The organism is Henriciella barbarensis, assembly GCF_003576345.1.
In the GTDB taxonomy this organism is placed as follows: domain Bacteria; phylum Pseudomonadota; class Alphaproteobacteria; order Caulobacterales; family Hyphomonadaceae; genus Henriciella; species Henriciella barbarensis.
Genome location: NZ_QWGB01000005.1, coordinates 1,478,926 through 1,494,409, shown reverse-complemented (window position 1 = coordinate 1,494,409; position 15,484 = coordinate 1,478,926). Strand labels below are relative to the sequence as shown.

At 59.5% G+C, this 15,484-nt stretch carries 11 protein-coding genes and 1 pseudogene; 5 read left to right on the top strand and 7 right to left on the bottom strand.

The window, feature by feature from the left end:
- Positions 1–15: 15 nt before the first annotated feature.
- Genes D1224_RS10370 through D1224_RS10350 form a run of 5 tightly spaced genes read right to left on the bottom strand, consistent with a single transcriptional unit; the run spans position 16 to position 4,693 of the window.
- Positions 16–1,536, bottom strand: a complete 1,521-nt coding sequence (locus tag D1224_RS10370; RefSeq protein WP_119379794.1) for an FAD-dependent oxidoreductase — start codon at positions 1,534–1,536, stop codon at positions 16–18.
- The gene (locus D1224_RS10365; protein WP_119379793.1) at positions 1,533–2,495 is read right to left on the bottom strand and encodes an alpha/beta fold hydrolase; all 963 of its coding nucleotides are present in this window, start codon (positions 2,493–2,495) and stop codon (positions 1,533–1,535) included. Before D1224_RS10365 ends, D1224_RS10370 begins: the two co-directional genes overlap by 4 nt.
- On the bottom strand, positions 2,492–4,189 hold the full coding sequence (locus D1224_RS10360; RefSeq protein ID WP_233350482.1) for an N-acyl-D-amino-acid deacylase family protein: 1,698 nt from the start codon (positions 4,187–4,189) through the stop codon (positions 2,492–2,494). Before D1224_RS10360 ends, D1224_RS10365 begins: the two co-directional genes overlap by 4 nt.
- The gene (locus D1224_RS10355; RefSeq protein WP_119379791.1) at positions 4,182–4,454 is read right to left on the bottom strand and encodes a hypothetical protein; all 273 of its coding nucleotides are present in this window, start codon (positions 4,452–4,454) and stop codon (positions 4,182–4,184) included. Before D1224_RS10355 ends, D1224_RS10360 begins: the two co-directional genes overlap by 8 nt.
- Positions 4,451–4,693 carry a hypothetical protein gene (locus tag D1224_RS10350; RefSeq protein WP_119379790.1) on the bottom strand — a complete coding sequence of 81 codons (243 nt, stop codon included), beginning with the start codon at positions 4,691–4,693 and terminating at the stop codon, positions 4,451–4,453. Before D1224_RS10350 ends, D1224_RS10355 begins: the two co-directional genes overlap by 4 nt.
- A gap of 218 nt (positions 4,694–4,911) precedes the next feature.
- Here D1224_RS10350 and D1224_RS10345 point away from each other — a divergent pair, with 218 nt between their 5' ends.
- The 5 genes and pseudogenes from D1224_RS10345 to D1224_RS10325 all read left to right on the top strand — a co-directional run bounded on the left by D1224_RS10345 (position 4,912) and on the right by D1224_RS10325 (position 13,871).
- Positions 4,912–5,424, top strand: coding sequence for a curlin-associated protein (locus D1224_RS10345; RefSeq protein ID WP_119379789.1), 513 nt, complete (start codon positions 4,912–4,914; stop codon positions 5,422–5,424).
- 230 nt (positions 5,425–5,654) lie between these two features.
- On the top strand, positions 5,655–6,167 hold the full coding sequence (locus D1224_RS10340) for a curlin-associated protein (RefSeq protein ID WP_119379788.1): 513 nt from the start codon (positions 5,655–5,657) through the stop codon (positions 6,165–6,167).
- 41 nt (positions 6,168–6,208) lie between these two features.
- Positions 6,209–6,445, top strand: a pseudogene (locus D1224_RS10335) (S46 family peptidase); the annotation flags it as partial.
- Between the two features lie 214 nt (positions 6,446–6,659).
- Entirely contained in the window at positions 6,660–12,539 is a 5,880-nt protein-coding gene (locus tag D1224_RS10330; RefSeq protein ID WP_147372366.1) for an autotransporter domain-containing protein, read from the top strand.
- A gap of 186 nt (positions 12,540–12,725) precedes the next feature.
- A complete protein-coding gene (locus tag D1224_RS10325; RefSeq protein ID WP_119379786.1) occupies positions 12,726–13,871 on the top strand; it encodes an acyl-CoA dehydrogenase family protein in 1,146 nt (381 codons plus the stop codon).
- A 30-nt stretch (positions 13,872–13,901) separates the two neighbouring features.
- Here D1224_RS10325 and hemN read toward each other — a convergent pair whose 3' ends face one another.
- Together hemN and ccoS are read right to left on the bottom strand one after the other, a co-directional pair.
- Positions 13,902–15,248, bottom strand: a complete 1,347-nt coding sequence (gene hemN, locus D1224_RS10320; protein WP_119379785.1) for an oxygen-independent coproporphyrinogen III oxidase — start codon at positions 15,246–15,248, stop codon at positions 13,902–13,904.
- Positions 15,249–15,330: 82 nt separating this feature from the next.
- Positions 15,331–15,483: a cbb3-type cytochrome oxidase assembly protein CcoS gene (gene ccoS, locus D1224_RS10315; protein WP_119379784.1), complete on the bottom strand. Its 153-nt coding sequence runs from the start codon at positions 15,481–15,483 to the stop codon at positions 15,331–15,333.
- Position 15,484 lies beyond the last annotated feature (1 nt).

Here is a 15,484-nt window from a genome sequence, read left to right as displayed (position 1 = left end):
TTCCCTGCCGCTCTCTCAGGCCGCAAGTTCAGCCTCGACGGAGGTCTGCCGCATATCGGCTTTCGGGTCGAGGTTGAGCGCCAGCATCATCTGATCTCGCTCCGGCCCCGGCTTGGGCGGATAAGCAGCCGCGTTGCGCTTCCGGCCGCGCGCCCAGTACCAGAGAACCCGCCCCAAATTGGCTGGCTTGCCGAGCCATTTGTTAGGATGTTCCAGCATGTGAAAGCCGCGCATGGCCTGTCTCAGAAGATCAACATCGGAGCGAAGCGCAATCCGGACACCGTCTTCAAAGAAGCTCTCCACGAGCTTGCCGCGCCAGCTCTTCTTATAGCCTAGTGTCAAGGCAGCTTCTGCGCGTTTGATAGCAGAGCGGTCCTGTGCACGCTGATTCATATAATAAGGGCGAAGTTCCGTACGCAGCTTGGCGTGATAGACGCGTTGCCGCTCGTTCGCGTCAAACGTTTCTTCAAGCGTTTCGCGCAGCATTTCCGCGCTCACGGCCGCAAAGGAACAGCCACGGCCGTAGAGCGGATTGGTACGCACCAGCGTATCGCCAAGCGGATAGTAGTTACGCGTTGCCGGTGTCTCTTCCACGACCATGTCACGCCAACGGCTGTGCAGGTCACCCATACCGTGAACCTTGCCGCGCGGCTCGGACCGGGCCGCATTCGTCCATGGCTCCACGCCTGGAAGCTGAAGCGTAACCGCGTGGAATACGTCCGGATTCATGATGGCCTTGCGAAGCTCAAGCTCGACTTCGGGTACCGACACCGTCACCGAAAAGCAGCCATTGTCACCGGGGAAAACGCCAAACTTGATATAGCCAAGGTCACCGCTCGCTGGCGGGTTTTCGGTCCGTGAAGGCTCTTCCTGTCCGGGGCGTAGCCGATAATGGCGCGTGAAGTAGAGAATGCCTGCCGTTTCACTCTCTTCGCCAATCGCTGCGCCCTCGTCCATAAGTTGCTGAATAAGGAAGCCCGACTTGCCGCTCGCATCGACAATAATGTCAGCAGACAGCGCCACGGGCGCGTCGTTCTCTTCGCCGCTCACGCCGCAAACCTCTATAACGCCGCCTTCGCTTTCCTGCGTGGTCAGTTTTCGCGCAAAAAAGCCGGGGCGAATGGTAACGTTATCCAGACCCTCGACATAGCGCCGAATGGCGAGTTCCAGCGTCGTGCGCCGACTTGTAATGATGGTGAGGTCTGCGTCCTCGGGCTGCGGCTCATAAACCTCTCGCTGCTGCTCTGTCAGCATCATGTCGAAGGTGAGATCGCGCGTGCCGAGCGCTTTCAGCTCTTCAAGCAGCTTCGGGTGGTGCTGCTTGATGATGTTGCGAAGGCGGGCAAGGAAGGCATGGCTCTGGCGAACATGGCCTGCCCCGCGCCGGTGCCAGTCCAGAAATACGACGTCCGGATCATCAGCCGGCGGAGGCTGGTCTCGCTCCAGTATGGTGATAGTCCGGCCGGTAGGCGCGAGCGACAGCGCCGTACATAGCCCGCCGATGCCGGCACCGATAACAAGAACGGACTCAGTCATCCATCCACCTCCTTAAGGAACCGGAGAATGACCTCATTCGTCTTCTCTGGCGCTTCCTGTTGCGTCCAGTGGCCGATGCCGGGGATCAGCTCATTGATACGCAGATCACGTACATAGCTTGGCATCGCCTGGTACGCCTCCGCTGCCATCATGATCACCCCATCATTCGCCCCCCCGAGAAAAAAGGCGGGCTGGTCGATGTGCTCCGGAGCGCCTTCGGTTAGCTTCCAGGCGAGATCGTGGTTGCGATAATAGTTAAGCGGACCACGCATGCCCGACCGGGTGAACTCTGCGCTATAGAAATCCAGATCTTCCTCGCTTAGCCATGCGGGAAGCGTCTCCGGATCAGGCAGGCCAGAGAACATATCATCGTCAGGACCCTTCACGGGCAGCTGGGTCAGGTCAGTCTCACCCCCTGCAAGCACCATGAACTTCTTCAGAGAGGTACGGATATCGGCTTCGAATTCAGCCTCGGCAATGCCGGGTTCGAAGAAATAAAGCTGGTAGAAGAACTGGCCTTTGAACATCTCGCGCATGACTGGCATCGGCTGGACTGGCGAGCGCGGCATGAAGGGGACAGAAAGCGCCCCTACTGCACGCACCTTGTCAGGATGATGCAGCGCCGTCGCCCAGGCTGTCGGCGCGCCCCAGTCATGACCGACGACAATCGCCTGATCATACCCAAGTGCAGAGATCAGGCCGATAATATCCTTGCGGACCTCGACCTGATTATAGGCCTCAATCTCATGCGGCTTGTCGGACTTGCCATAACCGCGCATGTCTGGCGCAACGACATGATAGCCAGCAGCCGCAATCACCTCGAACTGGTGGCGCCAGGAATACCACGACTCCGGAAAGCCATGCAGAAGCAGGACAAGAGGCCCCTCCCCTGCTTCCGCTATATTGAGCTCGATCCCGTTCGTCGCGATCCGGCGCTCACTCACCCCCGGCCAGCTCATTCGGCCGCAACCAGTTGAGGCCGATCAGCCGCCTCGCCTGGCAGGACAGCGCCGCGAGCTTCCTGATAGCCGCCCTTTGCCGACCAAGCGATGCCGCCACCGACGATGACGGTATCAACGCCATGAGAATCGCGGACATAGCGACTGCCATCACCCGGTACATCCTGAACGAACTTTTCGACACCGCGGTCGACCGTCCGGGCGTCGAAGACAGTGATATCAGCGATATAGCCTGCGCGCAGAAGACCACGCTCTGGAATGCCCCAGATCGAGGCGGTATCAGACGTAATTTTCTTGACCGCATCCTCAAGCCGCATGGTCTTCAGGTCGCGGACGAAATGGGCGAACAGGTAGCCGGTGTCACCATAGGTCGAGAAAGACAGGATGTGCGCCCCGCCATCGCTCGCGCCAATATGCACACGCGGATGCTTGAGCAGTCTGACAACCTTCTCATCATCATTGTGGCCCATATCGGCAGCAAGGAAATGCGCCTCCAGATCCTCTTCGACTGAAATATCGATCATTGCCTCTACCGGCGTGACACCCCGGTCAGCGGCGATCCCAGCGAGGGTCTGGCCCACATATTTCTGGTTTGCTTCCGTTTTCACTTGCCGCAGCACAAGCTTCTCCCAGAGACCGTTCGCATCAGCGACCTCTGCGGCGCGTGCCTTCCGGTTCTCCGGGTCCGCGAAGTGCGCCTTGATTTCTTCTGGGGTGCCGAAACGCATGATCCGGTACCAGTTGGGGTAGCGAATGAAGAGAAGGCTCGGCACCGCAAAGGAGAATGAGATATCGATAGGGCGCGTCTGCACCTGCGGCCAGACACGGGCGCCGCGGGTGAACTGCTCGTCGACCCGATTCATGACCCTATCGACCGCGTCCACATTGTCCGAATTCACGAAAAGCGGAGAGAAGGTCGTCGGGATCTGGTACTTGATCGAAAGCTCTGCGAGCTGATCAAGCCGCGCGATTGTCAGGTCAGGATCGTAGAATTCCGGCACGATCTGCAGCATGCGGCCATACTCTCCGAGCACAGCAGCGAGAGCCTCCACTTCGCGAGCATCGGCATAGCGGCTTGGCACGGGCTGGAGCGTCTCGTCCATGTCGACATAGCTGGTCGAAAGGCCCGCCGCGCCAGCATCGAGGCATTCGCGCAGAACGTCCTGCATCTCTGCGATTTCTGCGTCTGTCGCGGTGCGCTCGGTCGCCGCATCATTCATCACCCATAGACGGATGACGCTGTGACCAACAAGCGGGGCGACATTGATCGCGAGGCCCTTGCGGATCCGCGTGATGTATTCGGAGAAGGTCTCCCAGTCCCAGACGACACCTTCGCGGAACGCCTTGTAGGGCATTTCTTCGATCTGGTTGAACATGCCGACGAGACGCATGCGATGGTCTGCCTTGAGAGGCGCTAGCGAGAGCGAGCAATTGCCCGGAACGATGGTTGTTACCCCGTGCGACAGAGCAGGCTTTGCCGCGCCATCCCAGAGAAGCTGGGCGTCAAAGTGGGTGTGCGGATCGATAAAGCCAGGCGCAACAATCTTGCCGGATGCGTCAACTTCCTTGTCTGCGGTTTCAGCGATCTTGCCGATCTTGGCGATACGATTGCCTTTGACGGCGACGTCGGCCTGATAGCCTGGCAGGCCGGAGCCATCGACGACAGTGCCGTTGCGAATAATCAGATCATACATGGGGCGTTTCCCTCTGGTCTTGTTCTTGTTCGTTGAGATACCGGGCCGAAGAGGCAGCGAGTGCGTCGCGCACATGCTCCCACCCGGTTCCTGTGAGGTCTTCCGGCTGGTCTGCGCCTGTCGACTCCATCAGTTGGCTTGTCGCGTACTCATCAAGCGTCACGAGAGACTGCCCGCCATTCTCGAAGGCGAGCGTCACAATTAGTTCGGCAATACCATCATGCGCTGCTGCGATCTGGACGTGCTTGATGATTGCGCCGCTCATGCGGCCGCCATTGGCGGCTCGATGAAGATCACATCGCTTGGCAGGATCGGGTTGCCAGCGCGCGGGCTACCTTCCGGGGCCGGTGCGCGCATGTAGACGTGAAGGTTCCAGCTCTGCAGGCTGGAAACGCCCTCTTCGGTTTTCAGCTTCGGCAGTTCCCGCTCGGCAATCGTGGCCCAGCTGTCGCCAGACTGCGGCCTGATAAATTTCCGGACAACCGATAGGTTGGCATCAGTCATGTTTCGCTCCCGTCATATTTTGAGAAATTTAGAACATGTTCTGATATTTCGCACAAGCGTTTTCGCCGGGTCAGAAGCGCCACTGGGGGTGTTCGGCCGAGGCGTGTGACGTGACCACAGGCTGAACGACGGGGTCCGGCTTGGTTAAGTGCTGCGATCCTAGACAGGGTTTATGGGGCGTCCCTCGAGCGCCTTCGACCCTGAAAGGAAAACTGAAAATGAAACTCCGTCTTCTCCTCGCCGCGTCCGCCAGCCTCGCCTCTGTTGCTGCCGCCGCCCCACTCGCTGATGCACAGCCACGCAGCCAGATCCGCATCGAACAGAGCGGTACCAACAATCAGATCGCAGGTCGTCAGAGCGGTTATCAGGTCTCGCTCTCTGTTAAGCAGGACGGATATGGGCAATACATTCAGGCGGCCCAGCGAGGTGCCGGGACCGTTGCCGCAATCCGCCAGTATGGCGCTCGAAACGAAGCGGCCCTGACGCAGGACGGCTGGCGCAATCGTTCATTCATCGGTCAGCTCGGCGCCTACAATCGCAACAGCACCTACCAGTCCGGGAGCAACAATATTACCGGCGTCGCCCAGATGGGCTCAAACAATACGGCGGTGACGACCCAGACTGGCTCCTACAGCGCGCTCGGCGTCATTCAGGTGGGCAATGGTCAGACGACGAATGTCACCCAGACACGAAACGGAGAAGTGAAGCTCGTCATCCAGGGTGGCTTCTGAACAGGCACCGTCTCTCAAACCACCAGACAAAGCAGGAAAGGCCCGGACGCCTTTCCTGCTTTTTTGCTTTTCTATCGCCCGAAACCTCGCCCAGATCAAAGCGCCAAGCTGGCATTCAAATCGGTGAGCGGAAAGTGAACGACACACTCCGTTTTGGTTAAGTGGGGGCTTCCTAAACAGGATCCTGTGACGCGGTCATCGCGTGCACTAGACCCTGAAAGGACCTGAACATGAACCTTCGTATTCTTCTCGCCGCATCGCTCAGCGTTGTCTCCATCGCCGCCACTGTTTCGACCGCTGACGCCCAGTCGCGCAACAATGTCCGCATCAAGCAGTCCGGCTATTCAAATGAGATTGCAGGCCGTCAGACCGGCTACCAGCAGTCGCTGTCCGTCCGCCAGAACGGCTATGGCCAGTTCATCAGCACCTATCAGAACGGCGCACGTAATGGCGCAACCGTTGGCCAGTATGGCAGAAGCAATGATGCGGTCCTCGCACAGCATGGCCGCCGCAACTCCACCGTCGTTGGCCAGAACGGCGCCTACAACTACGCCGACACCTATCAAAACGCCTATGCCAGCACGACTGGTGTCGCTCAGATCGGAAACGGCCACACCGCAGTTACGACGCAAACCGGCGCATATAATGGCCTCGGTGTGATCCAGGTCGGCGAAGGTCAGCACGCAAATGTGCGCCAGTCCGGCCGGGGCAATGTGACCCTCGTCATCCAGGGCGACCACTAATTACCAAGTCAGCCGTTGGCCGGGAGCGCACTCCGCTCTCGGTCAACTTCCTGTCTGATCTCGACTCGACCGGCGGCAATTCAGGCTCGCCAACCATGAACAGCAAAGGCGAACTGGTCGGCCTTCTCTTCGACGGCACGTTCGAGAGTGTGAATTCCGACTGGGACTTCGACCCGCGCACCATCCATGTCGACTCCCGCTACATGCTCTGGGTCATGGACAAGGTCGACGGCGCTGACCGCCTCATCGAGGAGATGGACATCGTCAGCGGCGAGTAAGCATCAGGGAGCGACCCTGGCCTCGGAAAGCGCAGGCCGGGGTCGCTCCCACCAATTCTCTCTACCCAAGATAAAACTTGCACTCTCTTCTGGTGCAAACATAGAATAGTTCTGAAACGTCGTGTGGCGCACTGCCATCGCAGTCTGCGTCAATTCACTGGATTGGGGACTGGCAGTGCTTTCTATCTCAAACAAAATTCGCAGGGATCGCCTGATGGTTTCTACCGCTTTGGCGGCGGTCATCGCAGGGTTTCCGATGACGTTGGCGCACGCGGAAAAAGGCGGCAACGGAGGCGGCGCCAACGCCGGAGCAGGTGGTCAGAGCGCCGCTACGGGAAGCGGCAACAACGGAACGGCGGGGTCTGGCACATCGGGCGGCGGCGGCGGCGGTGCCGGAGAGGTTGGCGGAAATGGCGGTGCTGGCGCAGGCGCTAGCCCAGCGGCGGGCGGCGATGGCGGTGCACATGGTGGTGTGGGGGCTGGCCTGCCCATAGCATCCGCTACTGGCACCAACGGCGGCGATGGAGAAAACGGCGGAGCCAGCTCCGGGGGTGGAGGCGGCGGCGCTGGCGGCTATGGCTATGTTGTCACCGGCTCAGGCTCCCTAGGCACACTGTCAGCAAATGTAACCGGCGGGAATGGCGGCGTTGGCGGGAGCGGACAGCCCGCTGGCCTTGGCGGAGATGGCGGCAAGGGCATCGTTTTTACCGATCCATCCGCAAAAACCGTGACGATCGCTGCGGGCTCTATAGTCAGCGGCGGCGATGGCGGTGCTGATGGCGACGGCGCAGGTGGTGGCGGTGCTGGCGGCACCGGAATTGAGGGCGCAAATCTGGATGTCACGCTTGCCGGCACGGTGGCAGGCGGTTCCAACGGCGCAGGCACGGAAACGGCAAACGCATTCCACTTTACGGGCGGCACAAATTCGCTGTCCCTCGACCGGACCGGCGTGATTACGGGCGGTATCCGGACCGATGGAGCGCTCGATATATCAACTGAGGAAACCTACACGCTCTCAAACGAAATCTCTGGGTCGGGATCCATTTCGAAGTCGGGCACAGGCATCCTGCGGCTTTCTGGTAACAACACCTATACTGGCAATACTTCTATCTCCGGCGGCACCATCGTCGCTCAGAGCGACAGTTCGCTTGGCGCCGCATCGGGCAGCGTCGATGTTTTATCTGACGGGAGGCTATTGCTTCGAGGTGGCGTCACAATCGACAAGCAAGCGCTCAACTCCATCGGTGACAACACGGCGTTGGCGCTTATCCAAAGCGATACCGGCGACAACTCTTTTACCGGTGTGGTCAATCTTGGTGGCTCGGCGGATATCCTGTCCTTCAACGGATCCTTGACCCTGTCTGGCGGAGTGACGGGAAATGGGGCTGACCAGCAGCTCACCATTCGGGGAGATGGCGACACAACGGTCAATGGGCTGTCGAATATCAGCACGCTGGAAAAAGAGGACGATGGCACGCTCACCCTGACAGGCACCAGCACACTCAGCGATGATTTTATCGTCACGGGGGGTGACGTCATCATCGACAATACAACACTGACGACTGCATCGAGAATGTCCATCAACGGCGGCGAAGTCATCATTAAAAATGGCACGCTGTCCAGTCCATCCGGCTTCGACCGGATCGGCGTATCCGAGTTTCCTGGAGATATTAGCCGCGGCGGCGGCGTGACAGTGACCGGTAGCGGCGCTTCCTATTATACGAATTCGGTGCGCCTCAGTAGTGGACGGCTCACAGTTATTGAAGGCGGCACCGTCACTGCTAACGCGATCACCGCCGGTGGCTTCGACGTGGTCGAATCGGGAAGGATTATCGTCAGTGGTGCAGGGTCTTCGATCACCACGTCTTCCCTCAATATCGGAGGAGCGGAAGCGGGCGGGACTCTCGACATTACCGATGGCGGTGTCGTTGAGACGACCAATCTCACTATTGGGGGCTTTGATGCAACGGGGGAAGCAACAGTCTCTGGCGCAAACTCTGTTCTCTCCGTTGCGAACCGTTTTACGATTGGCGGCCTGTTAAGCGCAGGAGACAGCAGCCTGACAGTCAGCGACGGAGCAACAATTTCCGCTGGCGATGGCGCTGGAACGATCAGGGTAGGTAATGAAGATTCCGGGTCTGCGCGCGGTATACTTAATATCGGATCAGGTGCAGGCGACCCAACCGGCGCCGGTACTATAGAGGCCGCCGCTCTGGTCATGAGTGGAGACTTCAGTCTCATCACATTCAACCATACTGAAGACGATTATGTCCTCGCCGCGGACATCAGCGGGTTTGGAGCAGTTTTCCAACATGACGGCACCACGATATTAACGGGCGAGAACACCTATACTCGAGGTACATTGATTACGGGCGGCACCCTCCAGATTGGCGATGGCGGCACCAGCGGCTCCATCACAGGTCTTGTCACCAATGACGGTTCGCTGATATTCAACCGAAGCGATGCGCTAACTTTTGATGGGCAAATCACCGGAAGCGGACGTGTCTCGCAAACAGGCACCGGCACTCTCCGCCTGACCGCAGACCATAGCTATTCAGGCGGCACGACCGTCGAGAACGGCACGCTGATCGTTGACGGCTCCATAGAAGGTGATGCCGATGTCCGCACAGGCGCCAGTCTTTCGGGTGCCGGCAGCGTGGGCGGACTGGTGACCATCGCAGATGGCGGCGTGCTGCAAGGCAATACTGGCCAAACCCTTTCAATCGGGAGCCTCACACTGTCGGAGGGCTCGAATGTCGATGTTGCCTTGGGCCCACCTTCAGACTCTGCCCTGTTCGATGTATCTGGGGATCTGACGCTTGATGGCACGGTAAACGTCTCCGACGCAGGCCAATTCGGCCCCGGCGTGTATCGCCTGATGGATTATAGCGGGTCACTCACCGACAATGGTCTGGAGGTCGGATCTGTGCCAAGCGGCACAAACAGTGTCATCGTGCAAACCGCGCTGGCAAACCGCGTCAATCTTGTTGTCGACACGGCCGCTCCGGGTCCAGACCCCGATGTCCTCACGGTTCAGTTCTGGGACGGAACGCAGACTGAGGCGAATGGCGCAATCGATACAGGATCTGGTACCTGGAGCCTTGGGCAGACCAACTGGACCCGACCAGACGGAAATACGAATGATGAATGGCAAGGCGGTTTTGCTGTCATCCAGGGCCGAGACATCACGATAACTGTCGATAATTCGAACGGCGACATCTCTACATCGGGCATGCAGTTCGCCAGTGATGGCATCCTGGTTCAGGGCGGCGCTGTACGGCTTGCTGGTTCGAACGGCCAGAACATATTCAGGGTTGGTGACGGATCGGGCGATCCAGATATGACCGCAACCATCTCGTCGAGTCTCACCGGACCCGCGAGCCTGATAAAGAGAGAGGCGGGCACCCTCGTCCTCTCGGGCCAGAATACCTATACCGGTACAACCCGCATCGAGGGCGGCTCCGTTTCAGTCTCGTCTGATGCCAATCTTGGGGGTAGCACCGCTGACGTGCGGCTTTACGGGGGCACATTGGCTACAACGGAAAGCTTCGAAAGCGCGCGCCCTGTGTTGATCTCGACGAGCGGCAGCGTTGAAGTCGCTGCCGACACCGAGCTTCACCTTTCAGGCAAGGTGACCGGGTCAGGACAGTTCCGGAAACTCGGCGGTGGCACGCTGCGCCTGACCGGCGCGAATTCCTCCTTCAGCCATGAAATTGTCGAAGGCACGTTGATCGGTGATAAAGATTCTATCCAGGGCGACATCGCCAATTCTGGAATACTCGTCTTCGACCAGAGTGCCAGTGGTCGATATGGATATAGCGTGTCGGGCAGCGGCGCCTTCATCAAACGCGGCGATGGCGTCCTCAGCCTTGTAGGCAAAAACACCCATACAGGCGGAACGATTATCGAAGCAGGTACCCTGCTGGTGTCCGAGGACAGTCATCTTGGCGACGTTTCCAGCGCGCTGATTTTTGCTGGCGGCGGGCTCTTTACCACCGCGCCCTTTGACACCGATCGGGAGGTTATCCTCACCGCAGACGGCATCGTCGATGTCGCCAACGGAACTGAACTCGGGTTCACCAAGAGCGTCGAGGGCGAAGGTGGCCTCATCAAGATCGGCGATGGGCGCCTGCGGCTCAGCGGCTTCAACACATACACTGGCTTAACAGAAATCCGCGCTGGCACACTGATTATCGACTCCAGCAGACTGGTCGGTCCAGTCGCGAATGAGGGCGTACTGGTTTTCGACCAGGACGTGGATAATGAATATGGTGGCGACCTGTCAGGCACAGGCCTCTTGATAAAAGAGGGCAGTGCTCGCCTGCGCATGAGCGGAACCAGTTCGCATACGGGCGGCACCCAAATCCTCGCAGGGACACTCATTGGCGATACCGGCTCCCTTTTCGGCGATATCCTGAATGCGAGCACGCTCATCTTCGATCAGGACGGGAATGATGTATTCAACGGCACGCTATCGGGCAAAGGCTCGCTTGAGAAGACAGGCGGCGGCGCAGTGACCCTCAACGGCTTGCATCCCTTCACTGGCGATACGCTCATCTCTGAGGGTACACTCATTATCAATGGTGGCACGGCAACCGAGCCAGGACTCGGCGGCGACATCACCATCGGAGAAAGTGGCGCGCTGGGTGGAAGCGGGTCGCTTGGCAGCTTGAATGTCAGCGGCACCATCGCGCCTGGCAACTCCATTGGAACGCTGACCGTCGCGGGCGATGCAAGCTTTGGCGCTGGATCTGTCTATGAAGTCGAAGTGGACCCGGCGGGCTCTGCAAGCGACCTGATTGCTGTGTCTGGAACTGCCAATATCTATAGCGGTGCGTCGGTCCAGCACATCGGCCTCGACGGCATCTACGCCCCGACGAGCACTTACACGATCTTGACGGCCGATGGCGGCGTTACAGGAACTTTTGACAGCGTAGCCACAGACTTCGCCTTCCTTGATGCCGCGTTGGAGTATGACGCCAACTCCGTCGCTCTCACGCTCACCCGAAACGGTGTGGCGCTGACAGATGTCGCCCAGACCGCGAACCAGCTCTCCGTCGCAACCAGCCTTGCTGGTCTCGCGACCAGCGATGCCCTCTTCGGCGCAGTCATCGTGCAGGATGCTTCAGTTGCGCGCGCCTCATATGATCTTCTATCCGGTGAGATCTACGCCTCACGAAAAGCTGCCTACATCACGCAAAGCCGTCTCACGCGCGACGCTGTAAACCTTCGCTTGCGTCAGCCCGTCGAGCAGGTCAGCGGCAGTCAGAGCGACACTGTCTGGACAACGGTTTTCGGCGGCTGGGGCAACATAGAAGGCACCGACATCATCGCCTCCGTCGACACGGATGCCGCAGGGGTTTTGCTGGGGGCGGACCGAGCTTTCTCCAGCGGCTGGCGCGCGGGCGTCATGGGCGGCTTCAGTCAATCAGGCCATGATGTGGACTTGCGGTCGTCATCCGGGGAGAACAAAACCACTCACCTCGGCCTGTATGGCAGCAAGAGCTGGGGCGCCTTGTCGCTTCGCAGTGGCGCGACCTATTCATGGCATGACGGCGAGACGACGCGGAACATAGCCAGTGCAAACCTGACCGACCGCACGAAGGGCAGCACTGATGCTCGCACAGCCCAGACCTTCGCCGAAATCGGCTACAGCTTTGCCACGGGTGGAGCAGAAATCGAACCTTTCGCGAGCATCGCCTATGTCAATGTCGAAACAGACGGCTTCACCGAAGCGGGCGGGCCAAGTGCGCTTACCGTGGAGGGCGACACCGTAGACACAACACTCTCGACGTTGGGCGCCCGGCTATCCTCATCTACCTTCAAACTCTCGAATATGACGGGCCGATTCCACGCCTCCGTCGGATGGCAGCACGCGTTTGACGCACTGGATACCGTCTCGACCAACAGATTCGCGAATAGCGCTGCGTTCAAGGTCGAAGGCGCGACCGCTGCGCGAGACGCGGGTGTCGTCGAAGCTGGCCTCGATCTTGAGATCTCATCCAGGACGAAGTTGGGTCTCGGCTATCAAGGACAGTTTGGCGATAGAACCGAGCAGCAGAGCGTAAATGCCAGCGTCGCCTTCACTTTCTGAGGTTTCTGACCTCGCCTTTGATTCAAGCCCTCTCTCCTAACCGGGAGGGGGCTTTTTCTTTAGAAGTCGGCTTCTGGCGAATACAACCGCAAATGCGGCTGACCCCGCGCTAGGTAGTGTTCCTCATTGGCTGTCGGCTGTTAGGCGCGTTTGCTGCTGTGTGAGGCAGCATGAGGGCGCGGGCCCATGGATGGATCATTTTCTCACGATTTCGGGGTGCTGGACGCCGTCGACGCACCAACCCCATCAGAAGAATTCAAGCGCGAAGTCAATCGCTTCCTTGAACGTGAACTGACGCCAGAGCTCCGAGAGGCCGGGCGCGCGACGACCGGTCTGAAGTCCCCGTCATGGGCCTGCAAGGAATGGCGCCAGAAGCTGTTCGACAAGGGATGGCTCGCGCCAAGCTGGCCAAGGATGCATGGCGGCGCAGGCTGGTCGACGGCGGAGCGGCTCTACTTTGAGCAGGCCTGCGCCGCCAATGACGCGCCCCTCATCATGTCGTCCGGCATTCGCACCATCGGCCCTCTGCTTATGCAGGAAGGCACCCCTGCCCAGAAAACCCACTACCTGCCGCGCATCCTGACCGGGGAGCATGAATGGTGCCAGGGCTTCTCTGAGGCCGGTGCGGGGTCAGATCTCCCTGCCCTCTCGATGAAAGCAGAGTTTATAGGTGACCACTTCCTGCTGAATGGTACCAAGCTCTGGACGAGCTTCGCCCAGATAGCGACGCACATGTACATGCTGGCCCGTAGCGAGCCAGGCTCAAGCGGCCGCGACGGGCTCGTCTTCCTCCTGCTCGACATGTCGCTCCCCGGCATCGAGGTTCGCCCGATCCGCTGTATCGACGGCTCCGAAGAGATCTGCGAAGTCCACTTTGATAATGTGAAGGCGCCAGCACGCAGCGCGCTCGGCAAGGCAGGTGATGGCTGGCGCATCGCGCGGGTCCTGATGAAGATCGCCCGGTCGAATAACACGACCACAGGAACATTGAGACAGGCCTGGCGCGCTGCAGCACGGTTTGTGGCTGCGGTGGCGAACGATCCCGACCTCAAGCGGCGTCTGCACCTTCTCGAGGCAGACATCACCGGGTTCGAGGCGCTGGAGGCGAGGCTCTCAAAGGAGCACGTCCAACTCAACGACGCGGCTCGCTCAGCCATGATGAAACTGCGCGCCAGCGAGCTGCATCAGGAAATCACTGAAGTGGCGCTGGAAGCTGCGCCGCACGATGAAAAGGCGCTTGCGAAATACTTCTTTACCCGCGCCGCGACGATCTATTCCGGCACGAGCGAAATCCATCGCAACAGCCTTGCCCGGGCAATCGGCTGCCCCTGAATTTCTGAAAATTGAAAAGCCGCTGAGCGCCTAACCCGCAATGGCGTGGCGCTTCGCAGCCTGGACGAGACGCGGGTCGAGGGCGGCCGCCACATTGCGAATAAGAAGGCGCGCGCTCGCAGGCACGCGAACTTTCAGACCGTCGATCACGCAGAGGTCGTGCGCTTCGAGCTGGCGCAGACGCGCCAGCGCGGCGTCAAACTCATGGCGGTCATATCCAAAGCGGTGCAGCACATCGCCAAGGTCGATTTCCATATCGCAGAGCAGCCGCTCGATTGCATAGGCACGCATCTCGTCCTTGCCAGTCTTTGCAATTCCACGCGCGATGGGCAGTTCGCCCTCCAGAACGCTATCACGCCATTCCAGCAAGCCCTTCTGGCCCTGGGCATAGCCTTGCGGGAAAGCCGAAATGGCGGTCTGCCCGATACCGATGAGGTAGCGGCTCTGATCGTCCGTATAGCCCTGAAAATTACGCCGCAGCCGCCCTTCGGCCGCTGCGATGGCAAGGCTGTCGGTGGGCAGCGCGTAGTGGTCAAAGCCGATGCGCGCATAGCCTGCCTTTTCGAAGATGCGTTCGGCGATCTCGGCCTGCCGCATACGTTCTGCCAGACCCGGCAGGTCAGTCTCGGCAATGGCGCGCTGGTGCTTGGCAAACCATGGTACGTGCGCATAGCCGAAGACCGAAATGCGGTTGATACCGGTTTCAGCGCAGTATTCAGCGGCCTCCGCCACATCGGCTTCTGTTTGAAGCGGCAAGCCGTACATGAGGTCAGCATTCAGCGCCCGAATGCCGACTCGGCGAAGCGATGCGATATGCCGGGTGATCATTGAGCGTGGCTGGATCCGGTTGATCGTTTTCTGGACTGGCAGGCTCAGCGTCTGAATGCCGAGGCTGGCGCGCGTCACACCGCTACTGGCCATCGCCTCAATCATCCCGTCACTCAGGACGCGGGGGTCTAGCTCGACCGAGAACTCGGCATCCTCCGCGACCCGGAACCGTGAGCGGATATGCCGTGTGAGGCGCCGGAAATCGTCTGGGGACAACGCGTTTGGCGTGCCGCCGCCAAAATGAAGATGATGGACCTCGCCTTCACCGATCTGTTCCGACCAGAGATCGACCTCTTTCAGGAGAACATCGAAATAGGAAGCGATCCGGTCATAGCCGTTCGGGACAGAGGTCGCACAGCCGCAATACCAGCACAGCTTCCGGCAGAACGGGATATGGACATAGACGGAGAGGCCGTCGCCTTCCTCGATTGCAGACAGCCATGACTTCACGGTTTCAGCGGTCACGGATTCGTCGAAATCAACAGCAGTCGGATAGCTTGTATAGCGAGGCACCTGCGCGCCAGCGAACTCGAGCCAGTCGTCTCTCATGCTTGCCAATCCCTTGCTTCGGTCTTGGCAGAACACTAGCTGCGGCAAGGCTGAGGGTCTTTAGGTAGACCTACCTACAGGGCTAATCGGCCGGGCGATCCTCATCGATCAGAATGCGGGCCGCGGCGCCGTCCGGGTCATCGAACTGGCCTTCGCGCACCGCCCAGATGAAGCCGACCAGGCCAACCAGTCCCAGCATCAAGGCAACGGGAATAAGGAAGACGAGCATTTCCATA